The following is a 23,358-nucleotide window of genomic DNA, read 5'->3' as shown; positions in this document are numbered from 1 at the left end:
CATGCAACTTAATTCCACGGAAATTAGCGAACTGATCAAGCAGCGGATTGAAAAATTCAACGTTGCAAGTGAAGCGCGTAACGAAGGTACGATCGTTTCTGTCAGCGATGGTATCATTCGTATCCACGGCCTTGCAGACGTCATGCAAGGTGAAATGATTGAACTACCTGGCGGCCGTTACGCGCTGGCACTGAACCTTGAGCGTGACTCGGTTGGTGCAGTTGTAATGGGTCCTTATGCTGACCTGCAGGAAGGCATGAAAGTGACCGCGACCGGTCGTATCCTGGAAGTTCCAGTCGGCCCTGCCCTGCTGGGTCGTGTTGTGAACACCCTGGGTGAGCCAATCGATGGTAAAGGCCCAATCGAGAGTGACTTCACCTCGCCTGTCGAAGTGATTGCACCGGGTGTTATCGACCGTAAATCTGTTGACCAGCCTGTACAGACTGGCTACAAGGCGGTTGACTCGATGATTCCAATCGGCCGTGGCCAGCGTGAGCTGATCATCGGTGACCGTCAGATCGGTAAAACCGCACTGGCGATCGATGCCATCATCAACCAGAAGAACTCTGGTATCTACTCTATCTATGTTGCTATCGGTCAGAAAGCTTCAACCATCGCTAACGTGGTTCGTAAGCTGGAAGAGCACGGCGCATTGAAGAACACCATCGTTGTTGTTGCCTCTGCTTCTGAAGCAGCTGCACTGCAATACCTGGCGCCATATGCTGGTTGTGCCATGGGTGAATACTTCCGTGACCGCGGTGAAGATGCACTGATCGTATACGATGACCTGTCTAAGCAGGCTGTTGCTTACCGTCAGATCTCTCTGCTGCTGCGTCGTCCACCAGGCCGTGAAGCATTCCCTGGTGACGTTTTCTACCTCCACTCCCGTCTGCTGGAGCGTGCTGCTCGCGTGAGCGAAGAGTACGTAGAAAAGTTCACCAACGGTGAAGTGAAAGGCAAAACCGGTTCTCTGACTGCACTGCCAATCATCGAAACTCAGGCGGGCGACGTTTCTGCGTTCGTACCGACCAACGTGATTTCGATCACCGATGGCCAGATCTTCCTGCAAACTGAGCTGTTCAACGCCGGTATCCGTCCTGCGGTTGACCCAGGTATCTCGGTATCCCGTGTTGGTGGTGCTGCGCAGACCAAGATCATCAAAAAGCTGTCTGGTGGTATCCGTACCGCACTGGCTCAGTACCGTGAACTGGCGGCATTCGCACAGTTCTCTTCTGACCTGGATGACGCGACTAAGCGTCAGCTGGATCACGGCCAGAAAGTAACCGAGCTGATGAAGCAGAAGCAGTACTCTCCAATGTCTGTATTTGAGCAGGCGCTGGTGATTTTCTCTGCTGAGAAAGGTTACCTGAAAGATGTTGAGCTGACGAAGCTGGCAGATTTCGAAGCTGCGTTACTGTCTTACGCCAAGAGTCAATTCGCTGAGTTGGTTGCTCAGATTGATGAAACGGGTGCGTGGAACAACGAAGTTGAAGCCCAGTTCGTGAAACTGGTTGAAGATTTCAAAGCGACCCAGACTTGGTAATTGGTTGGTGATCGCAAGCGATCACCAGCTCAAGGAGAGTAACGATGGCCGGCGCAAAAGAGATACGTAACAAGATCGGCAGTGTGAAAAACACTCAGAAGATCACCAAAGCGATGGAGATGGTTGCTGCGTCTAAAATGCGTAAATCGCAAGACGCGATGGAATCATCACGCCCATACGCACAAACAATGCGCAAAGTGATCGGTCATATCGCCCTTGGTAGCCTCGAGTATAAGCATCCTTATCTTGAGGAGCGTGAGGCCAAGCGCGTAGGTTACATCATTGTTTCGACTGACCGCGGTCTGTGTGGTGGCTTGAACGTGAACATGTTCAAACAAGCCATTCACGGCATGAAGGCCTGGTCAGATAAAGGCGCTGAGGTTGAGCTGGCCCTGATTGGTGCCAAAGCTACAGCTTTCTTTAACAACTACGGTGGCCGTGTTGCGGCTCAGGTAACAGGTCTGGGTGACAAGCCTTCTGTTGATGAGCTGATCGGTACCGTGGGTGTCATGCTGAAGAAATATGATGAAGGCCAACTGGATCGTCTGTATCTGGTGTACAACAAATTTGTGAACACCATGGTGCAAGCGCCAGTGATCGATCAATTGCTGCCTTTGCCTAAGTCAGAAGACGAAGAAATGAAACGCAACCACGCTTGGGACTATATTTATGAGCCTGAGCCAAAACCTCTGCTGGATACCCTGCTGGTTCGCTATGTCGAATCTCAGGTCTATCAGGGTGTGGTCGAAAACCTTGCCTGTGAGCAAGCGGCCCGAATGGTTGCGATGAAAGCAGCAACTGATAATGCAGGTAACTTGATTGACGAACTGCAACTTGTGTACAACAAAGCCCGTCAGGCTGCGATCACACAAGAGCTGTCGGAAATCGTTTCTGGTGCCTCCGCTGTTTAAGGCAAAGAATTAATAAGTTTAGAGGATTAACGATGGCTACAGGTAAGATCGTACAGATCATCGGTGCGGTAGTCGACGTAGAGTTTCCACAGGATTCTGTACCCCAGGTATATGATGCCCTGCACGTTGATGCCAAAGAAAAAGGTACCTTGGTACTGGAAGTTCAGCAGCAGCTGGGCGGTGGCGTAGTTCGTGGTATCGCCATGGGTAGTTCTGATGGCCTGCGTCGTGGTCTGTCTGTTGAAAACACAGGTCGACCAATTGAAGTACCAGTCGGTACAGCGACTCTGGGACGTATCATGAACGTTCTGGGTCAGCCAATTGACGAGTGCGGTGAAATCGGTGAAGAAGAGCGTTACTCAATTCACCGTGCAGCACCAAGCTACGAAGAGCAGTCGAACGCAGTTGAACTGCTGGAAACCGGCGTAAAAGTTATTGACCTGGTTTGCCCATTCGCGAAGGGTGGTAAAATCGGTCTGTTCGGTGGTGCGGGTGTTGGTAAGACCGTCAACATGATGGAACTGATCAACAACATCGCCCTGAAACACTCAGGTCTGTCTGTATTCGCCGGTGTTGGTGAGCGGACGCGTGAGGGTAACGACTTCTACCACGAGATGCAGGAAGCCGGGGTTGTAAACCTGGAGAAACCTGAAGAATCTAAAGTAGCAATGGTTTACGGTCAGATGAACGAGCCACCGGGTAACCGTCTGCGTGTTGCTCTGACTGGCCTGACCATGGCTGAGAAGTTCCGTGATGAAGGCCGTGACGTACTGCTGTTCATCGATAACATCTATCGTTACACCCTGGCCGGTACAGAGGTATCTGCACTGCTGGGTCGTATGCCTTCTGCAGTAGGTTACCAGCCTACACTGGCAGAAGAGATGGGTGTGCTTCAGGAGCGTATCACCTCGACCAAGACTGGTTCTATCACATCTGTACAGGCCGTTTACGTTCCTGCGGATGACTTGACGGACCCGTCTCCGGCAACCACGTTCGCCCACTTGGATGCGACTGTTGTACTGTCTCGTCAGATTGCTTCTCTGGGTCTGTACCCAGCGATCGACCCACTGGATTCTACATCTCGTATGCTGGATCCGCTGGTGGTTGGTCAGGAGCACTATGATATCGCGCGTGGTGTTCAAAGCACCCTGCAGCGTTACAAAGAGCTGAAAGACATCATTGCCATTCTGGGTATGGACGAGCTGTCTGAAGAAGATAAGCAAGCTGTTGCCCGTGCACGTAAGATTGAGCGTTTCCTGACTCAGCCTTACCACGTTGCACAGGTCTTCACTGGCGACCCGGGTATCTACGTTCCACTGAAAGATACCCTGCGCAGCTTCAAAGGCCTGCTGGCTGGCGAATACGACGACATTCCAGAGCAGGCATTCATGTACTGCGGCGCGATCGAAGACGCACTGGAAAACGCGAAGAAGCTGTAAGCTGAACAGGAGGCGACATGGCAGCGATAACTTTCCATCTGGATGTAGTAAGCGCAGAGAAGAGTCTCTTTTCTGGTCGTGCTGAAAATATCCAGGTGACCGGCAGCGAAGGTGAACTGGGTATTCACGCAGGCCACACCCCGCTGCTGACCGCTATCACGCCCGGAATGGTTCGGATCGTAAAACAACACGGTGAGGAAGAAGTGATCTACCTCTCCGGTGGTATGCTGGAAGTTCAGCCGGGGACAGTGACTGTTCTGGCTGATACAGCTATCCGTGGTGTTGATCTGGACGCAGCCAAGGCTGAAGAAGCGAAACGTCAGGCTGAGGAGCGTATCCACAATCAGCACGGCGATATCGACTTCGCGCAAGCGGCCAGTGACCTGGCGAAAGCAATCGCTCAGCTTCGAGTTATCGAGCTGACCAAGCGTAAGCGTTAATCAGGCACCTGAGCAAAAAAGCGACCCAAGGGGTCGCTTTTTTTATATCTGTAGATTTCTTTCCGGCGGAAACTGCAGGAACAGTTCACAAAGCAGGCACTCGCATGTATGCATTGTGTCAATAATATGCGGCAAAGGCTTATATCGGGCGCTCTGTGCCGATACAATGCATCAAGATAATTTTCACCATCATTAGAAGGGACACTGATTCATGAGCTTCAGCGCTGTGATCCTGGCTGCGGGTAAAGGTACCCGCATGTATTCTGCCCTGCCGAAAGTACTGCATACGCTGGCGGGCAAACCTATGGTTAAACACGTGATCGATACCTGCACCGATGCAGGGGCTGCCCATCTTCACCTGGTTTATGGTCATGGCGGCGATTTGATGAAAGAACGCCTGGTTGGAGAGCCGGTGAACTGGGTTCTGCAGGCTGAGCAACTGGGAACCGGTCATGCGGTGAATCAGGCGGCTGAGTCTTTCGCGGATGATGAGCAGGTGCTGGTACTGTACGGTGATGTCCCGCTGATCAGCAGCGAAACGCTGGAAAACCTGCTGGATGCACAGCCGGAAGGCGGGATCGGTCTGCTGACTGTGGTGCTGGATGATCCGACCGGTTATGGCCGGATTGTGCGTGAAAATGAGGCCGTGGTTGCGATTGTTGAACAGAAAGATGCGACCGAGGCACAAAAAGCCATCTGTGAAATCAATACTGGCGTGCTGGTGGCGAATGGTGGTGATCTGAAGCGCTGGCTGGGTCAGCTGAAGAATGACAACGCTCAGGCTGAGTACTACCTGACCGATATCATCGCAATGGCGCATGCAGAAGGCCGTCAGATCCAGGCGGTTCATCCGGCCATGGCGGTGGAAGTTGAAGGCGTGAATAACCGTGTTCAGCTGGCGCGTCTGGAGCGGGCTTATCAGTTGATGCAGGCCGAGCGGTTGCTGGAGCAGGGAGTCATGCTGCGTGATCCGGCCCGTTTTGATCTGCGCGGGACACTGCAGTGTGGTCAGGATGTGGAAATTGATGTCAATGTTGTGATCGAAGGCAACGTGACATTGGGGAATAACGTCGTGATTGGCGCTGGTTCTGTTCTGATTGACTGTGAAATTGACGATAACACCCTGATTCGTCCTTACAGCATCGTGGAAGGTGCGACGGTCGGTGAAGACTGTACGGTCGGTCCGTTTACCCGCCTGCGTCCGGGTGCTGAGCTGGTCGGTGATTCTCATGTCGGTAACTTTGTCGAGATGAAGAAGGCCCGTCTGGGTCAAGGGTCGAAAGCCAACCATCTGACTTATCTGGGGGATGCCGAGATCGGTGACCGCGTGAACATTGGTGCAGGAACCATTACCTGTAACTATGATGGTGCCAATAAGTTCCGGACTGAAATTGAAGACGATGTATTTGTGGGCTCGGATACGCAGCTGATCGCTCCGGTGAAAATCGGCAAAGGTGCCACCATTGGTGCCGGTGCAACGATCAACCGGGATGTGGGTGAAGGTGAGTTAGTGATTACCCGCGCCCCGGCCCGTACAATTAAAGGCTGGAAGCGGCCTGAGAAGAAAAAATAATCCGAATCCCGGAACAGAGTAGGCAGCGCATCGGCGCTGCTTTTTTGTATCTGCAGTCACACCTCCTCGCAACAACGTTTCAGCGCTTTTGGTAATTTCTTGATCTCAGTTGTTTTGTTTTGCTATATTTAGTTTCAGTTCGAAACTTAAATCATAAGAAAAACTTTTATGTCGAAACGAAACACTCAGCAGCGGCGTCATGCCATTGTGGCGATGGTGAATGAACAGGGCGAAGTCAGTGTGGATGCACTGGCCCAGCAGTTTGCGACGTCTGAAGTCACCATCCGCAAAGATCTCGCGGCGTTAGAAACCACAGGTCTGCTGTTGCGCCGTTACGGCGGTGCGATTGCCATGCCGTCTGAAATCGTCGCCGCCGGGCACGAACCTGAAGTTTCGATTCGAAAGCAAGCTATCGCTCAGGCCGCAGCTGCCCGTATTCGTGACCATAACCGGATGATTATCGACAGCGGCAGCACCACGGCGGCGCTGATTGGTTTGCTGGGTGACAAGCAGGGACTGATCGTGATGACCAACTCGCTCAATGTTGCCAATGCCCTCAATGAACTGGAAAACGAACCCACGCTGCTGATGACCGGTGGCACCTGGGACCCTCATTCTGAAGCCTTTCAGGGGCAGGTCGCGGAGTCTGTCCTGCGTTCCTATGATTTTGACCAGCTGTTTATCGGTGCAGACGGTATCGACATCAGTCGCGGCACCACCACTTTCAATGAGCTGATTGGCCTGAGCCGGGTCATGGCTGAAGTTTCCCGCGAAGTGGTGGTGATGGTCGAATCCAGCAAGGTCGGCCGTCGTATCCCCAATCTGGAACTGCCGTGGAGCAGTATCAACACCCTGATCACCGATGAAGGGCTGGATCCGGCCGCCAGGGCGGAAATTGAACAACAAGGGGTGCAGGTGATCTGTGCCGCCATCAATCAATAACGATATTTTTGCAGGAGAATCCTATGTGTGGAATCGTTGGGGCTGTTGCCCAGCGTGATGTGGCTGGCATTCTGATTGAAGGTCTGCGCCGTCTGGAATACCGGGGTTATGACTCGGCTGGTGTGGCGGTCGTCGATGGCAGTAACGCGCTGAATCGTGTTCGTCGGTTGGGTAAAGTTCAGGAACTGGCGGATGCGGTTGCGGCTAGTCCGATTTCCGGCGGCACCGGCATCGCACATACCCGCTGGGCGACCCATGGTGAGCCATCGGAAACCAATGCTCACCCGCACATGTCCGGTGATGAGATTGCCATTGTGCACAACGGCATTATTGAAAACCATGAATCCCTGCGCGCAGTGCTGACTGAACGTGGTTATACTTTCCTTTCTCAGACAGATACCGAAGTGATTGCTCACCTGGTTGACTGGGAATTGCGCACAGCAGCCACCCTGCTGGAAGCTGTGCAGAAGACTGTGACTCAGCTGGAAGGTGCCTACGGCACTGTGGTCATGGACCGTCGCGATCCGAGCCGGATTGTGGTTGCCCGCTCTGGCAGCCCGCTGGTGATCGGCTATGGCGTGGATGAGCATTTTGTGGCTTCTGATCAGCTGGCCCTGCTGCCGGTGACCCGCCGTTTTGCATTCCTGGAAGAAGGAGATGTGGCCGAAGTGACTCGTTTTGACGTGAAGATTTTTGACAAGCACGGCGAGCCGGTTGCACGCGAAATTAACGAATCTGAAGTTTCCCATGACGCCGGCGACAAGGGCCAGTACCGCCATTACATGCTGAAAGAAATCTACGAGCAGCCGATTGCCCTGCAGCGCACGATGGAAGGCCGTCTGGCGAATGGTCAGGTTCTGGCTTCTGCGTTTGGTGAGCATGCTGCCGAGCTGCTGCAGAAAGTGAAGCATGTGCAGATCATTGCCTGCGGTACCAGCTACCATGCAGGTCTGGTTGCCCGTTACTGGCTGGAGCAATGGGCCGGTGTGTCCTGTAATGTGGAGATTGCCTCCGAATTCCGTTACCGCAAATCGCATGTGTTTGAGAACAGCCTGCTGGTGACACTGTCTCAGTCCGGTGAAACCGCCGATACCCTGGCGGCGTTGCGTCTGGCGAAAGAGATGGGTTACATGGCCAGCCTGACGATTTGTAACGTTCCGGGTTCATCCCTGGTGCGCGAATCCGATTTGGCTTACATGATGAAAGCCGGGGCAGAAATCGGTGTGGCTTCAACCAAAGCCTTTACTGTTCAGCTGGCGGGCCTGCTGATGCTGGTGGCGGCAATTGGCCGGGGCAATCAGACCATGGATGCTGCGCAGGAAACTCAGCTGGTGTCAGCCCTGCAGAGCCTGCCGTCCAAAATCGAGCAGACGCTGGCGATGGCGGGTGACATTGAAGCACTGGCGGAAGATTTCGCAGATAAGCATCATGCCCTGTTCCTGGGCCGTGGTGAGCAGTCTCCGATTGCCATGGAAGGTGCGCTGAAGCTGAAAGAGATCTCTTACATTCATGCGGAAGCCTATGCAGCTGGTGAGCTGAAACACGGCCCGCTGGCCCTGATCGATGCCGACATGCCGGTGATTGTGGTGGCGCCGAACAATGAATTGCTGGAGAAGCTGAAGTCGAATGTGGAAGAAGTCCGTGCCCGTGGCGGCCTGATGTATGTGTTTGCGGATGTGAATGCCCACTTCGCCAGCGATGACACCATGACCGTGCTGAACGTACCGCACTGTGATGAGTTTATCGCGCCGATCCTCTATACCCTGCCATTGCAGCTGCTGTCTTATTACGTCGCGCTGATCAAAGGTACGGATGTCGATCAGCCCCGGAACTTGGCCAAGTCGGTAACGGTTGAGTAAGTCCGGCTGATTTTCACCTCGGTGAGATTGCCATTCAGGATGTTCTGCTGCGTCAGAATTCAGTCCTGAACATAGCATGCGATGTCTATTTCAAGCCTCCTGTCGGGCCATACCCGGCAGGAGGTTTTTTATTGTGGGATTCATCTTGTTAATGGATATTTAACTTGTATCATATGTCGCCGGGATATAGTGGACGAAAGAACGAATGACGTGAAAGGAGTCTCGTAGATGCGCAGGATGTCGTGGCCAATCTGTGGGTTGCTGACCCTCAATGGGATAACGATTTTAGGGAATGCCCTCACAGAGGTGGCCATCCCCTGGCTCATTCTGGAAATCTCAGACAGCCCGGCTCTGGTTGCTGCTGTGATGGCTGCGAAAATCACCCCTGTGATTTTGTCGACTTTCTTTAGCGCGCCATTTGTCGATCGGTTAGGGGCATTCAGGGCGTCGGTCCTTTCTGATCTGGTGAACTTTTTCAGTATCTTGCTGATCCCTGTTTTCTATCATGCGGATCTGCTGACCCTCAGTCTTCTGGCGGCATTGCTGGTGCTCAGCACGTTATTGGATACCCCAAGCCGTTTAGCCAAGGATGTGATTTTAAGACATGAAATCAAACGGCATCAGTTGGATCATCACCTGATTAATGGGGTGAATACCACCCTGGAAAATATCTGTGATCTTTTGGGCCCGGTGGTTGCGGCTCTGATTGTGGCGGCTTTTGGCACGATCAGCGCTCTGTACTTTGATGCAGCGACATTCTTCGCGGTTGCATTCGGCATGATTGTTCTGAAGAAGCATTTCAGGCCGGAGGCGGAACGCACGAAGCCTGATTCTGCCCCTCCGTTGAGGTATTTTTCAGAAGGGATGAAGTACCTGAGACAGCAGCGCGCCCTTTTGTCTGTGCTTTACCTCAGTGCCACGGTTAATCTTGTCATCACCCCGTTCCTTTTTGTCTATCTGCCCTATTTGAACAAGTTTGTATTTGAGTCCGTGATGAGTCTGGGGGTATCCATGACATGCTTCGGGGCCGGTACCAGCGTTTCGTCTTTACTTTTTGGCTTTTTCGGCAAGCGGTTTTCGAACCGGCAGATCATGTTCACGGGCTACTTATCGCTGGCGGTGGTGCTTCTCTCAATGTCATTCTTCGCGAGCCAGCCGCTGTTTTTCATTCAGCTTTTTGTTATCGGGCTGTGCCTCGGGTTTGCTGGTCCGATTGAAGTCACCCTGATCCAAACTGTGGTGCCTGAAGCTTTGTTCGGGCGGGTGATGACGCTGTTCTCTTCTGTCCGCTTTCTTTCGGTTCCCGCTGGCTATTTGGTGTTCGGCTGGCTTTTAGAGTCGGCTTTCGCGGACTGGACGCCGGTCGTCATGGCCAGTACCGTGCTGATGGGGGTCATTGCTTACTGGCGGATGAATATGGCTTCCTCCATACGCTTGAACCCGGCAGAAATTGAAAAGGACGTGTAAGACGTTCGCTTCATATTCAACGGTTTGCCCGGAATCTGTCCGGGTCAGTGACTGCTGAGTCAGACAACCCTGTCTTAGCGTTGAGATAAAGGCGTCAATTGTGGCGCCTGGATTCGGTTTCCGCTCCGCCCTGATCCCCAGCGTCTATGATTGAATACAGAAGTGACGTTTTTATTTGCGAAATCAGACGCTTTGCCTGAATCCTTCCGGTTTTGCATTGCACTTTGCAAGATGAGAATGTGGCTTCATATAACGTGCTGATAATAAATAAAAAAATAATAGCTCCTGAGTTGGCTGATTTTATGCTGGCCTTTGGTCAGTACATATTGCAGTGGTGGAGGTATTGATGACAGATCCTAAAGCGATGATCGCCTCGCGAATCAAGGAAGCGCGAGAGTGGAAAGGCCTGACTCAGGTACATATGGCCCAGCAGTTGGGCGTGGCGCGGCAAACTTATCTGGACCTGGAAACCGGAAAGACGGAACCCAAGGTGCGTTTGCTGTCAGCGATTTCGGAAATCACCGAGCGGCCGCTGACCTGGTTTGTTTACGGTGATGAGGGACTCGAGATTCTGGAAAGTGAATATAAAGAAGAAATTGATCGCCTGTTGCAGTATTTCAGCCGGTTGCCCCATTCGGCCCGGAATGTGATTTTGCAGCAGAGTATCAACCTGGCCAGTTTCATGGCGGAATATACCCGTGCGCTGACACAAAAAGATAAGTCCTGAAATCGCCCGGTAATCATCAGGGAATGACGAATCAGCAAGAGAAAACAGCCCCGGCATGCGGGGCTGTTTTTGTCGCTTATTGGGCCAGGAAAAAGCGGTAGGCCGGGTTGTCGGTCTCGTCTTTCCACTGGTAACCCAGTTCACGCAGGTGGCTGGTGAACGACAGCAGGTCGTGATCTTCCAGTTCAAAACCGCACAGGACCCGGCCGTAGTCAGCGCCGTGGTTGCGGTAGTTGAACAGGCTGATGTTCCAGTGGGTGCCCAGCGTGGTCAGGAATCTGAGCAGCGCGCCCGGATATTCGGGAAACTCAAAGCTGTAGAGGCGTTCCTGCAACGGTTTGGACGGCCGGCCGCCAATCATATAGCGAACGTGCACTTTGGCCATCTCGTCATCTGACAGATCCACCACCGGATAACCGCCTTTGCGCAGATCGGTAATGATGTTGTCCAGTTCTTCCTGTCCCTGGATCAGGCGAATACCGACAAACACATTGGCCAGGGTGTCATCGTTGTAACGGTAGTTGAACTCAGTGACCGCCCGGCCGCCCAGCAGGCGACAGAAATCAAGGAAGGCGCCCGGCCGTTCCGGTACGGTGACAGCCAGCAGTCCTTCTCGTTTTTCACCCAGTTCACAGCGTTCCGACACATAGCGCAGGCCGTGGAAGTTGAGGTTGGCACCGGACAAAATCGAGGCAAGCTGTTTGCCTTTCACCTGATGCTGTTCGCTGTATTTCTTCAGGCCGGCCAGCGCCAGCGCGCCGGATGGCTCGGCGATGGCCCGGGTATCTTCGAAGATATCTTTGACTGCCGCACAAATCTCGTCACTGCTGACGGTAATGACATCATCCAGATACTGCTGACACAGACGGAAGGTTTCATCACCGATGCGCTTCACCGCGACCCCGTCGGCAAATTGCCCGACCTGATCCAGTGTGACCGGTTCACCGGCATCCAGCGCGGCCCGCAGACAGGCGGAGTCTTCGGCTTCCACGCCGATCACTTTGATTTCCGGCATCAGCTGCTTGAGCAGGACCGACACGCCTGCCGCCAGACCGCCGCCTCCGACGGGCACAAAAACATAGTCGAGGTGGCCGTTTTGTTGTACCAGTTCTATCCCAATCGTGCCCTGCCCGGCGATCACTGCCGGGTGATCGAACGGGGGAATGAAGGTGTAGTGATGTTTTTCTGCCAGCTCAATGGCATAGGCTTTCGCTTCATCAAAGTTGCTGCCGTGCAGCATCACTTCGCCGCCGAAGCTTTTGACAGCCTCCACCTTGATATCCGGGGTGGTCCGCGGCATCACAATGATGGCTTTCACGTTCAGCTGGCGGGAGGACAGTGCCAGTCCCTGAGCGTGGTTGCCTGCCGAAGCCGCAATCACACCGGCCTGACGCTGTGCCAGTGTCAGCTGGGACATCATATTGTAGGCACCGCGCAGTTTGAATGAGTGCACGGGCTGGCGGTCTTCACGCTTGATCTGGATACGGTTGCCCAACCGGCTGGACAGCCGCTCCATCTCCTGCAACGGGGTGACCTGCGCCACTTCGTAGACCGGTGCGCGCAGCGTCTCCCTTAAATAGTCAGCCCCGCTGAGAAACTCAGCGGCTCTGGCCTGTGTCAGCTCACTCATCATACTTACCCTTCCAGCTTGGTTTTGTCGCGAACCGCACCTTTATCAGCACTGGTGGCCAGGTTGGCATAGGCGCGCAGGGCAAAAGACACTGTACGCTGGCGATCTACCGGTTTCCAGCCGCGTGCATCAGCAGCGGCACGGCGTTTGGCCAGCGTCGCGTTATCAACGTTGAGTTCGATGCTGCGGTTTGGAATGTCGATCGCTACCCGGTCGCCGTCTTCAATCAGACCAATGGTGCCGCCATTGGCCGCTTCCGGAGACACGTGACCGATTGACAGGCCGCTGGTGCCGCCGGAGAAACGACCGTCGGTGATCAGGGCGCAGTCCTTGCCCAGTCCCATCGACTTGAGATAGGTGGTCGGATACAGCATTTCCTGCATACCCGGGCCGCCTTTCGGACCTTCATAGCGGATGATGACCACATCGCCAGCTTTGACTTTGCCGCCCAGAATTCCTTCCACGGCAGTTTCCTGGCTTTCGAATACAACCGCCGGGCCTTCAAAGGTCAGACAGCTTTCGTCCACACCGGCGGTTTTGACAATACATCCGTCAATCGCCATGTTACCGGACAGCACCGCCAGACCGCCGTCCTGACTGAAGGCGTGTTCTTTGCTGCGGATACAGCCGTTCTCGCGGTCATCATCCAGACTGTCCCAGCGGCAGTCCTGAGAAAATGCCTGTGTGGTCCGGATCCCGGCCGGACCGGCACGGAAGAAAGACTGTACGGCTTCGGAGTCGGTTTGCTTGATATCGTACTGCGTCAGTGCTTCGGCCAGTGTCATTCCCAGCACGTTCGGGACATCATTGTGCAGCAGTCCAGCCCGATCCAGTTCACCCAGAATGCCGTAAACCCCGCCCGCACGATGGACATCTTCCATGTGATATTTCTGGGTTGATGGCGCCACCTTGCACAGGTGCGGAACCTTGCGTGACATGCGGTCGATATCTTCCATGGTGAAATCGATTTCGCCTTCCTGCGCGGCGGCCAGCAGGTGCAGCACCGTATTAGTTGAACCGCCCATGGCGATATCCAGCGCCATAGCATTCTCGAAGGCCTGTTTATTGGCGATATTGCGCGGCAGGACGCTGGCATCGTCCTGCTCGTAGTAGCGTTTGGTCAGCGTGACAATCCGCTGGCCTGCGGTCAGGAACAGTTCCTTACGGTCGGCATGGGTGGCCAGACAGGAGCCGTTGCCCGGCTGGCTCAGACCCAGGGCTTCAGTCAGGCAGTTCATGGAGTTGGCTGTGAACATGCCGGAGCAGGATCCGCAGGTCGGACAGGCGGATCGTTCGATCTGTTCGCTTTGTTCGTCGGAAACTTTCGGATCGGCGCCCTGAATCATGGCATCAACCAGATCCAGTTTGAGGATCTGATCCGACAGTTTGGTTTTTCCGGCTTCCATCGGGCCGCCGGAAACGAAGATCACCGGAATGTTCAGGCGCATAGAGGCCATCAGCATCCCCGGGGTGATTTTGTCGCAGTTAGAAATACAGACCATGGCATCGGCACAATGGGCGTTGACCATGTATTCGACCGAGTCGGCAATCAACTCGCGGGACGGCAGGGAATACAGCATGCCGCCGTGGCCCATTGCGATACCGTCGTCGACGGCAATAGTGTTGAATTCTTTGGCAATCCCACCGGCTTTTTCGATTTCGGCTGCAACCAGCTGGCCGAGATCTTTGAGGTGCACGTGGCCCGGTACAAACTGGGTAAAGGAGTTAACAACGGCGATGATGGGTTTGCCAAAATCTTCATCTTTGACTCCGGTGGCACGCCACAGGGCGCGGGCACCGGCCATATTTCGGCCGTGGGTGGTGGTGGCGGAGCGGTACTTAGGCATAACGTGAAATTCCTTTTTGAGCCGCCGGTATGCAAGATACCGGCGGGACATTGCTGTGCTTGCTTATTATAGTGTGGTTTATTTTTCGGCCGGGTAGACCGGATCCAGCCAGCCCCATTTGTCTTCGGTCTGGCCGTTGAACAGGCCGAAGAATGCCGACTGGACTTTCTCGGTGATCGGGCCGCGTTTGCCCTCACCCACGGTGATCTGATCCACACTGCGAACCGGAACGATTTCAGCGGCGGTACCGGTCATGAAGATTTCATCGGCCAGATAGAGGGCTTCACGGGCAATGTTTTCCTCACGGATTTCGTAGCCCATTTCGGTTGCCAGGGTCACGATCGCATCGCGGGTGATACCCGGCAGAATGGCGCTGGTGGCCGGTGGCGTGGAAATCACACCGTTGCGGATGACGAAGATGTTCTCACCGGCTCCTTCGGAGAGGTAACCGCGCACATCGAGCGCGATGCCTTCTGCATAGCCGTGACGACGGGCTTCCCCTCCCACCAGCAGTGAAGACAGGTAATTCCCGCCTGCTTTGGCTGCTGTCGGAATCGTATTGGGTGCCGCGCGGTTCCAGCTGGACACCATGGCGTCCACCCCGTTCGCCAGAGCTTCTTCGCCCAGATACGCACCCCAGGAAAAGGCTGCAATAATCAGGTCCATTTCGGTGCCGTTTGGCGGGCAAACGCCAAGACCGACATTCGGGACATAGCCCAGCGGGCGAATGTAAGCAGAAGTCAGTTTGTTGGCACGAAGGGTCTCGCGGCAGGCTTCCATCAGTTCATCTACGGTATACGGGATCGGAAAGCGGTAGATTTTGGCTGAATCTTTCAGGCGCTCCATGTGCTCACGATGACGGAAGACGATCGGACCGTTCGGGGTGTCATAGCAACGGATGCCTTCAAAAACAGAAGTGCCGTAATGCAGAGCGTGGGTCAGCACGTGAACTTTCGCGTCCTGCCAAGGAACCATTTCGCCGTTGAACCAGATGTAATCTGCTGTGTTTGCCATTGTCTAATCCTTTCGTTATGCGCTGATTTGTTGTTTTTGTTGCTGCTCTAAAATAGTAACGCCGGTGACATCCCACAATTTGTCCAACTGATTGTAGAGGGCAAGGATGGGACGCTCACTATCGACCGTGACTTCAATGTCGACGGACTTATAGTCTTCACTATGCGCCATTGAAAACTGTTTTACCATGAATCCGCGGTGGCGTGTGATCCGGAGAACACGTTCCAGGAGTTCAGGACGGCTGGCAGCTTGGATCGTTAAAGTGTGCTGAGTCATTGTGGTTCCTCCATCATGTCGTGGTTGGCACCACCGGGGGGAACCAGTGGCCAGACGTTATCAGCTTCAGAAATGGCAACGTGCAGCAGATAGGCTGTTTCGCTTGCCAGCAGGGTCTCCAGCGCCGGACCAACTTCTTCCTTGCGCGTAATGGTCTGGCCCGGGATGCCGAAGGCACTGGCCAGGGTGACGAAATCCGGGTTATCAGACAGGATGGTTTCGCTGTAGCGGCCATCGAAAAACAGTTCCTGCCACTGGCGGACCATGCCCAGACGCTGGTTGTCCAGCAGGATAATTTTCACCGGCAGGCCCAGACGGCGGATGGTGCCCAGTTCCTGCACATTCATCATGAAAGAGCCGTCGCCGGAGACCAGCACCACCTGATCATCCGGGCGGGACAGTTTGGCGCCGATGGCCGCCGGCAGACCGAAGCCCATGGTGCCGAGACCGGCAGAGGTCAGCAGGTTGTGGGGCTGGCGATGGGCAACATGCTGCGCGACCCACATCTGATGCTGGCCGACATCCGTACTGATTACTGTCCGGTCGTCCATCGTGTCGGACAGCTGTTTCAGCAGCAGCGGCGCGTAGATCCGCTCGCCCGGATGGTCATAGCGCCAGCCGTTTTCTGACATCAGACTGGTGACGTGCTGTTGCCATGGCACCAGTGACATCGGGCGGGCCAGCTGGGGGAGCACTGTGCTGATATCGCAACGCAGGGCGGCATGGGCACGGCGCAGTTTGCCCAGTTCGGCCGGATCGATATCCAGATGAATCACTTTGGCATGGGGCGCGAAGGTATCCAGCTTGCCGGTTACCCGGTCGTCAAAGCGGGCACCGACCGCAATTAGCAGATCAGATTCCTGGACCGCCAGATTCGCGGCTTTGGTGCCGTGCATGCCCAGCATGCCCAGATGATAGGAATAATCTTTGTCGACAACGCCCAGGCCTTTCAGGGTCGATACCGCCGGCATCTGTGTGGTGGCGAGGAAATCGCGGACCTGATCGACTGCACCCGCCAGTTGGACGCCGCCGCCGACATAAAGGATTGGGCGCTGGCTGTCGGCTAACAATTGCTGTGCCAGTGCAAACTGTTCCGGATCGGTGGCAGGTAAGGCCGGCGCTTCGTGCAGCGGTGCCAGCGGATGGTCAATTGCAGTCAGCTGGACGTCTTTGGCGATATCGACCAGCACCGGACCTGGCCGACCGCTCTGGGCGATTTCAAAGGCTTCATTCAGCACAGCTGGCAGCTCGCTCGGATCTGTGACCAGATAGCTGTGTTTGGTGCATGACAGTGACATGCCCAGTACATCCACTTCCTGAAAGGCATCGGTGCCGATCATCGGGCTGGCGACCTGACCGGTAATGGCAACCAGCGGTATGGAATCGAGCATGGCATCAGCCAGTCCGGTGATCAGGTTGGTAGCGCCCGGTCCTGAGGTCGCCAGGCAGACACCAAGGGTGTTGCTGGCTCTGGCATAGCCGATGGCGGCCATGGCGGCTCCCTGTTCGTGGCGACACAGAACATGCCGGAGTCCGCCGTCGTACAAGGCATCATAGATGGGCATGATTGCGCCGCCCGGATATCCGAATACGGTGCTCACCCCTTGTTGCTTCAAGGCTTCTACTACTAACTCTGCGCCTGTCATCATGGCTCCCTGTTTTTGATGACCTTGGCCGGTTGCTGCGATTTATTGGTTTGGTGCAGTCTTTTCCCGGCTCAGGTATGAAAAAAGCCCCCGGACCTTTCGGTGCGGGGGCTTTTTCTGCGTGTGTTTGCTTGTGTGCTATTTTCCGCCTGCCAGCCCCCGTCGCGGTGAAATAATCACCACGATGACGTTGATAATGAGGACTAGTAGGTTGAGGTTAAATAGCATTGACTTGTCTGTCCAAAATTCTTGTATAGATGTTGTGCGCCTTTAGTCTTATCACAGACTTTCGTCGCATGACAAGAAATTTGTTGTGGTTATTTTCAATACGCATTGGATATCTTGCAGACATTGTGCTGCCTCACCTCAGATATTTAGTGAGAAGGTGGTTAATTTCGATATTCAAGGGGATGAAAATGATGCTGGCAATCGTGCACAGTAGGGCTTGTGTCGGAGTTGATGCTCCGGCTGTTACCGTGGAAGTTCACCTCAGTAATGGTCTGCCTGCGGTGAATCTGGTCGGGCTGCCGGAGACAACGGTGAAGGAAGCGAGAGACCGGGTCAGAAGTGCCATCGTGAATGCCAATTTCGAATTTCCGGCCCGGCGGATTACGGTCAATCTGGCGCCCGCGGACTTGCCGAAAGAAGGCGGTCGGTTTGATCTGCCCATCGCTTTGGGTATTCTTGCAGCTTCCGGGCAGATTCCTGATAGTAAGCTGCACGATCATGAGTTTTTAGGGGAATTGGCGCTTTCCGGTGAACTGCGGCCAGTGAAAGGCGCCCTGCCCGCCGCACTGGCGGCCAAAGAGGCCAACCGTTGTCTGGTTTTGCCGGATGCCAATGGGGATCAGGCCGCGCTGGTGGGCCGCGACAGACACAAATCAGCCGCCAGTTTGCTGGCGGTCTGCGCTTATCTGTGTGGACAGGAGTCCTTGTCGCTGCATTGCCGGGAACCGGGACAGCGCGAGCAGGTAAATCACGGCCGGGACATGCAGGACATTATCGGTCAGCAGCAGGGAAAACGGGCGCTGGAAATTGCAGCTGCAGGCGGTCACAACCTGCTGTTTGTCGGCCCGCCCGGCACCGGTAAGACGATGCTGGCCTCGCGGCTGTGCGATCTGCTGCCCGAGATGGCTGTTGAGGAAGCACTGGAAACCGCTGCCATTACTTCTCTGACCGCTCAGTCGCTCCATGCCGGTAACTGGCGCAATCGTCCGTTTCGGGCACCGCATCATTCCAGTTCAATGGCAGCACTGGTCGGTGGCGGTTCGATCCCCCGCCCCGGTGAAATCTCGCTGGCTCATAACGGCATTTTGTTTTTAGATGAAATGCCGGAGTTTGAGCGGAAAGTGCTGGATTCTTTACGGGAACCGCTTGAATCTGGCGAGATCGTGATTTCTCGTGCCAGCAGCAAAACCACCTTTCCGGCACGGTTTCAGCTCATCGGGGCACTTAATCCCAGTCCGACCGGTTACTACGAAGGCAGCCAGGCGCGCACTAATCCTCAGGCGATATTGCGCTATTTGGGACGACTCTCCGGCCCTTTGCTGGACCGGTTTGATATGTCGATTGAAATACCAGCCCTGCCTCGGGGAACACTGGCGCAGGGCGGCGATCGAGGCGAAGCCACGCCTGTGATTAAGGAAAGAGTGGCTGAGGCCCGCAGTCGGATGCATCACCGCAGTGGTAAGATCAATGCCCTTCTGGGAACCCGTGAGCTGGATAAACACTGTGCCCTGGCCAAAGTTGATGCGGAATTCCTCGAAACCGCCCTACATCAACTCGGGCTGTCGATTCGCGCCTATCACCGGATTATTAAAGTCGCCCGCACTATCGCCGACTTGGCCGGTAAGCCTGACATTGAAAGGGCGCATCTGGCTGAGGCATTAGGCTACCGCGCCATGGATCGATTGCTGAAGCAATTGACGAGTCAGGTGGTGTGAACCGATCTTCTGCGTTTAATGCTGGTTGCTAAATTAAGAGATTGATTTTAATTTGATTTGTTGGGTTTGGTGGTAATGTTGACGAGTATTTAAATCGGAAGTTGATATGAAAGATCATCCATTTTCAATCGCAGAAGGACGGACAAAGTTTTATCGTTTTCTGCGTTTCATACTGATGAATGTTGCATTTGCGATTGATGGCGCCTTGGTCACAATATTTATCAATATGCTCCCTAACTTATTTGGTGTGGATATTAATGCTCCCGTAATGGAGATGACAAATAAGTGGTTGGTTATTAGTCTTATTTTTCTGATAGGTTTGGGGTTTGTTTTCTTGATGTATTGCTCTATGAGAGCCTGTGACTGGCTCAGCAAACAGCTCAGGATCTAGTGGTTGTTCGCCTTCCAGATTCATTTAGATATAAAAAAAGGGCCATCCGGCCCTTTTTTTATGGAGAAATCAGACTTATTTTTTCAGCAGGAAGTTGATGAGCTCGAAGTACTCATCGGCTGATTTCACTTTGTCGGTTTTTACCAGGTATTTATTGTTGACGATAACCGATGGGACGCCGGTCAGGCCACTGTCACGGAAGCCTTTGTTGTAACGATTGACCATAGAGTTCACAGCAAAGCTGTTGAAGGCACCATCGAAATCCTCAGCTTTGACACCGTTGTCCAGGAAGATTTGACGCAGTTCTTCGTCGTTACGCGGTGCTTTATTCAGCTTGTGGATCTGGCTGAACAGAACCGGGATCATCTTGTCTTCAATATCCAGGACCACGGAGGTTGCATAAGCCTTGCTCATGGAAGTACCCATGTTACCGCCCATGAAGGACACATGGTTTTTCTGGAACTTGGCATTGTCCGGAAGTTTGGTTTTCAGCTGCTGGATCAGGGGTTCGAAGTTGTAGCAGTGCGGGCAGTAAAACGAGAAATACTCAGTGACCACCTGATTGGAAGATTTTGGTTGTTCCAGTACCTGATAGTAGTCGCCTTCGGTAAACTGGGCGGCATAAGCCGAAAAAGACAATAGCGCTGCGGTTGCCAGTGCGAAAAGTTGTTTAAACATGTATCGGGTTCTCCCTGAAAAATCAATGCCGTGCCTGATACAGGCACCAGCGTTCGGATTTAAGTCAGACTGATCACCATTGGGGCATCAGCTGCAGTGGCGGCTCGTCGAGGGCTGCCAGTTGTTCTTTGATGGCAAGGACTTGCCCTTCCCAGTATTTTGCATCAGCAAACCAGGGGAATGCACGCGGGAAGGCCGGATCCTGCCAGCGTTTTGCTAACCATGCCATGTAATGCACCATTCTGAGACCACGTAATGGTTCAATAAGTTGCAATTCACGGGGATCAAAATCGGCAAATTCTCCGTAAGCTTCGAGCAGAGTATCGAGCTGGGCCAGCTGATCGGCGCGGTCGCCGTTGAGCAGCATCCACAAGTCCTGAACGGCAGGGCCGTTTCGGGCATCGTCCAGATCGACAAATAGCGGGCCGTCGCGCCATAAAATGTTACCCGGATGGCAGTCACCGTGGATCCTTAGTGGCTGCCAGTTGTTGTGCCATCTTTCAGTGAGTGCGGCAATCAGGCGATCGAGATCCTGAAAAAATGCATCTTCCAGATGCGCCGGAATAAAGCCGGACTGTGCCAGTACGCTCCGGGGCTGTAAGAGGTATTCATCCAGACCGATTGTCGGGCGGTGGATAAAAGTCCGTTGCTGACCTGCCTTGTGGATCCGGCCCAGGAAACGACCGACCTGTTCAATCTGGTCAAAATTATCGACCTCAAACTGACGCCCGCCCAAGCTCGGGAAGAGTGCGAACCGATGTTGCTCGAAGTGGTGCAGTGTATTGCCGTGCATCATCAGTGGTGCGGCAAGCGGGATTTCCTGCTCGGCCAGCTCGGCGGCAAAATCGTGCTCTTCCTGGATCTGCGCATCGGTCCAGCGCTGTGGCCGATAGAATTTCACCACAAAACGGCGGTTTTCATCGTCGGTAAACTGGTACACCCGGTTTTCATAACTGTTCAGCGGCAACAGCCCGGAGGCGGCATAGACGCCGATGCTTTCCAGTGCATTGAGCAGCTGATCCGGGGTCAGGTCGGCAAAGCTGAAATCATCTAGTGCTGTCATGGTGTTACAGCCATCTTTAAAAAGGTTGCATCAGTATACAGCATAATGAAAAAGGGCCGTAAGCGGCCCTTTATTTACTTAATTTTGCACCCAAATATGGCTTATCGCAGCTCACCGATAAACCGGCTGTCGGTGACCAGACGGTTCACGTCGTCGCCGTCCTGCTGTTCCATCACAAAACGGATGTCGACAATCGGACGAGCCAGCTCATAAGGGTCGACTCCCAGGCTGATCGGCAGGGTAAAGATTTCACCCGCTTCCACATGAACCTGTTTCGGGCCATACCATTCGACGCCTTCCAGCCCCTCAACACTCAGGTTATAGGTTGCATCCTGCTGTGTTTTGTTGAGGATTTTCAGGGTGTAAGTATTCTCCACCAGCCCTGCCGTATTGATCCGGAACAGCTGATTCCGGTCACGGATCACATCCAGCCCCATCGGCTGCACGGTCGCAATCAGATAGGCCATCAGACCAAACATCGCCAGCATGACCACGCCATAGCCTATCAGTTTGGGTCGCATCACTTTGGTTTTATGGCCTTCAAGCTTGTGCTCTGTGGTGTAGCTGATCAGGTCGCGCGGATAGCCCATTTTGTCCATGGTCTGATTACAGGCATCGACGCAGGCACCGCAGTTGATGCACTCGTATTGCAGGCCGTCACGGATGTCGATTCCGGTCGGGCAGACCTGGACACAGAGGTTGCAGTCGATACAGTCGCCCAGCCCCAGTTCTTTGGGATCTTTTTTGCGTGAGCGCGGACCCCGGTTCTCACCGCGGGCTGCGTCGTAGCCGACAATGTAGGTGTCTTTATCGAACATGGCCGACTGGAAACGGGCATACGGACACATGTGGATACAGACGATCGAGCGCATCCAGCCAGCGTTGCCGTAGGTACAGAAGGTGAAAAACAGGACCCAGAAGGCAGCCAGGAAGCTGGCATTGAAGGTAAAGAAATCGGCAAACAGCTCTCGGATCGGCAGGAAGTAACCGACGAAAGTCAGACCGCTGATCAGTGCGACCGCCAGCCAGGCAATGTGCTTGAGACTCTTGCGCACCAACAGTTCCCGGGTCAGCGATTTACCGTCCTGAGTCCGGCGTTTGTTGGCCGGGCCTTCCAGTTTTTCTTCGAACCAGATGTAGATAAAAGTCCAGACCGTTTGCGGACACATATAGCCACACCAGACGCGGCCTAAAAAGGTGGTGATAAAAAACAGTCCGAAAGCTGCAACCATAAACAGGCTGGCGAGCAGCGTCAGATCCTGTGGCCAGAAAGTGGTTCCGAAGATGTTGAATTGCTGGCGGCCGATATCGAGCAGGATGCCCTGCCGTCCGTTGTAAGTGATCCAGGGCAGTGCCAGAAATAGGCCCATCATCAGCCAGCCCATCCGCTGACGCAGTTGCTGGTAAGCTCCTTTCATGGCCCGCACATAAATGCGGTTGCTTGGGTTAAAGCGGTCGTCCCCGCCTTTATGGGTTTTCGGATTAAACTCCTTGGGAGTGATATCCTTGATGTTAATTCTCTCTTGGCTCATGACATTGCATTCCTTGGGCATTGCCAATACTGGCGTTCGTCGCCCGGGTACATGGCCTGGGCAATCATGGTTCATTGGGAATAAAACGTGATTATATCTTATCTAACTGGTTGAATATTCTACCTCGCTCAAAAAACGCACGGATAAAAGCTTATTAATGATATGGTTTATTTGAGCACGCCTCTGGCTTTCAGCAGCGCCGTTTTGAAATCGGTTTCGCAGTCTTTCACCAGACCCGGAATCATGGAGTCCTGGCCTTCACCGCGCATTTTCAGTTGATAGATCAGGATGTCGTCGCTGAGTTCATTCAGCGGTCCTACGAAACCTGCTTCTTTGGCCAGTTGATCCAGTAAGGCGGCCAGATTCAGTTCTGGGTATTGCTGCCAGTATGGCTGGAGCAGTGCCAGTAATTCTGTGATGCGGTGTTCGGCCATGCC

At 54.0% G+C, this 23,358-nt stretch carries 20 protein-coding genes; 11 read left to right on the top strand and 9 right to left on the bottom strand.

Translation table 11 applies throughout. From position 1 onward, the window contains the following. The first annotated feature begins 1 nt into the window (after position 1). The 9 genes from atpA to SPK40_RS20135 all read left to right on the top strand — a co-directional run bounded on the left by atpA (position 2) and on the right by SPK40_RS20135 (position 10,901). Positions 2–1,543: a F0F1 ATP synthase subunit alpha gene (gene atpA / locus SPK40_RS20175; RefSeq protein ID WP_248144740.1), complete on the top strand. Its 1,542-nt coding sequence runs from the start codon at positions 2–4 to the stop codon at positions 1,541–1,543. A gap of 44 nt (positions 1,544–1,587) precedes the next feature. Then, positions 1,588–2,454 (top strand): F0F1 ATP synthase subunit gamma, encoded by an 867-nt coding sequence (gene atpG, locus SPK40_RS20170; RefSeq protein ID WP_248144741.1) that lies wholly within the window; start codon positions 1,588–1,590, stop codon positions 2,452–2,454. Positions 2,455–2,486: 32 nt separating this feature from the next. Next, positions 2,487–3,893 (top strand): F0F1 ATP synthase subunit beta, encoded by a 1,407-nt coding sequence (gene atpD / locus SPK40_RS20165; protein WP_248144742.1) that lies wholly within the window; start codon positions 2,487–2,489, stop codon positions 3,891–3,893. 17 nt (positions 3,894–3,910) lie between these two features. Then, the gene (locus SPK40_RS20160) at positions 3,911–4,333 is read left to right on the top strand and encodes a F0F1 ATP synthase subunit epsilon (protein WP_248144743.1); all 423 of its coding nucleotides are present in this window, start codon (positions 3,911–3,913) and stop codon (positions 4,331–4,333) included. A 211-nt stretch (positions 4,334–4,544) separates the two neighbouring features. Beyond that, positions 4,545–5,906, top strand: a complete 1,362-nt coding sequence (gene glmU, locus SPK40_RS20155) for a bifunctional UDP-N-acetylglucosamine diphosphorylase/glucosamine-1-phosphate N-acetyltransferase GlmU (RefSeq protein ID WP_330961687.1) — start codon at positions 4,545–4,547, stop codon at positions 5,904–5,906. A gap of 168 nt (positions 5,907–6,074) precedes the next feature. Further along, entirely contained in the window at positions 6,075–6,848 is a 774-nt protein-coding gene (locus SPK40_RS20150; protein WP_248144745.1) for a DeoR/GlpR family DNA-binding transcription regulator, read from the top strand. Between the two features lie 23 nt (positions 6,849–6,871). Beyond that, positions 6,872–8,707 (top strand): glutamine--fructose-6-phosphate transaminase (isomerizing), encoded by a 1,836-nt coding sequence (gene glmS, locus SPK40_RS20145; RefSeq protein ID WP_330961686.1) that lies wholly within the window; start codon positions 6,872–6,874, stop codon positions 8,705–8,707. 228 nt (positions 8,708–8,935) lie between these two features. Then, a complete protein-coding gene (locus tag SPK40_RS20140) occupies positions 8,936–10,174 on the top strand; it encodes an MFS transporter (RefSeq protein WP_330961685.1) in 1,239 nt (412 codons plus the stop codon). A 346-nt stretch (positions 10,175–10,520) separates the two neighbouring features. Continuing rightward, the gene (locus SPK40_RS20135; protein ID WP_036751176.1) at positions 10,521–10,901 is read left to right on the top strand and encodes a helix-turn-helix transcriptional regulator; all 381 of its coding nucleotides are present in this window, start codon (positions 10,521–10,523) and stop codon (positions 10,899–10,901) included. A gap of 76 nt (positions 10,902–10,977) precedes the next feature. Here the strand turns inward: SPK40_RS20135 and ilvA are convergent, their stop codons facing one another. From ilvA to ilvG, 5 genes are all read right to left on the bottom strand, one after another. After that, positions 10,978–12,531, bottom strand: coding sequence for a threonine ammonia-lyase, biosynthetic (gene ilvA / locus SPK40_RS20130; RefSeq protein ID WP_330961684.1), 1,554 nt, complete (start codon positions 12,529–12,531; stop codon positions 10,978–10,980). Between the two features lie 5 nt (positions 12,532–12,536). Continuing rightward, positions 12,537–14,378, bottom strand: coding sequence for a dihydroxy-acid dehydratase (ilvD, locus tag SPK40_RS20125; RefSeq protein WP_330961683.1), 1,842 nt, complete (start codon positions 14,376–14,378; stop codon positions 12,537–12,539). Positions 14,379–14,456: 78 nt separating this feature from the next. Continuing rightward, positions 14,457–15,392, bottom strand: coding sequence for a branched-chain amino acid transaminase (locus SPK40_RS20120; RefSeq protein WP_330961682.1), 936 nt, complete (start codon positions 15,390–15,392; stop codon positions 14,457–14,459). A 15-nt stretch (positions 15,393–15,407) separates the two neighbouring features. Then, a complete protein-coding gene (ilvM, locus tag SPK40_RS20115; RefSeq protein WP_248144750.1) occupies positions 15,408–15,668 on the bottom strand; it encodes an acetolactate synthase 2 small subunit in 261 nt (86 codons plus the stop codon). Beyond that, positions 15,665–17,314: an acetolactate synthase 2 catalytic subunit gene (ilvG, locus tag SPK40_RS20110; RefSeq protein ID WP_330961712.1), complete on the bottom strand. Its 1,650-nt coding sequence runs from the start codon at positions 17,312–17,314 to the stop codon at positions 15,665–15,667. The genes ilvM and ilvG overlap by 4 nt, the downstream gene beginning before the upstream one ends. A 416-nt stretch (positions 17,315–17,730) precedes the next feature. On the opposite strand from ilvG, the gene SPK40_RS20105 reads away from it, so the two are divergent. Continuing rightward, positions 17,731–19,257, top strand: coding sequence for a YifB family Mg chelatase-like AAA ATPase (locus SPK40_RS20105; protein ID WP_330961681.1), 1,527 nt, complete (start codon positions 17,731–17,733; stop codon positions 19,255–19,257). A 106-nt stretch (positions 19,258–19,363) separates the two neighbouring features. Continuing rightward, the gene (locus tag SPK40_RS20100; protein WP_330961680.1) at positions 19,364–19,648 is read left to right on the top strand and encodes a hypothetical protein; all 285 of its coding nucleotides are present in this window, start codon (positions 19,364–19,366) and stop codon (positions 19,646–19,648) included. 75 nt (positions 19,649–19,723) lie between these two features. On the opposite strand, the gene SPK40_RS20095 is transcribed toward SPK40_RS20100, so the two are convergent. The 4 genes from SPK40_RS20095 to SPK40_RS20080 form a co-directional block, all read right to left on the bottom strand. Further along, positions 19,724–20,326: a thiol:disulfide interchange protein DsbA/DsbL gene (locus SPK40_RS20095; RefSeq protein WP_330961679.1), complete on the bottom strand. Its 603-nt coding sequence runs from the start codon at positions 20,324–20,326 to the stop codon at positions 19,724–19,726. Between the two features lie 73 nt (positions 20,327–20,399). Then, on the bottom strand, positions 20,400–21,389 hold the full coding sequence (locus tag SPK40_RS20090) for a serine/threonine protein kinase (protein ID WP_330961678.1): 990 nt from the start codon (positions 21,387–21,389) through the stop codon (positions 20,400–20,402). Between the two features lie 101 nt (positions 21,390–21,490). Beyond that, positions 21,491–22,921: a cytochrome c oxidase accessory protein CcoG gene (ccoG, locus tag SPK40_RS20085; protein WP_330961677.1), complete on the bottom strand. Its 1,431-nt coding sequence runs from the start codon at positions 22,919–22,921 to the stop codon at positions 21,491–21,493. A gap of 167 nt (positions 22,922–23,088) precedes the next feature. After that, positions 23,089–23,355 carry a YihD family protein gene (locus SPK40_RS20080; RefSeq protein WP_330961676.1) on the bottom strand — a complete coding sequence of 89 codons (267 nt, stop codon included), beginning with the start codon at positions 23,353–23,355 and terminating at the stop codon, positions 23,089–23,091. Between the last annotated feature and the right edge of the window lie 3 nt (positions 23,356–23,358).

The organism is Photobacterium sp. 53610 (assembly GCF_036409375.1).
Classification (GTDB): Bacteria; Pseudomonadota; Gammaproteobacteria; order Enterobacterales; family Vibrionaceae; genus Photobacterium.
This window is presented reverse-complemented; position numbering and strand designations above follow the sequence as displayed.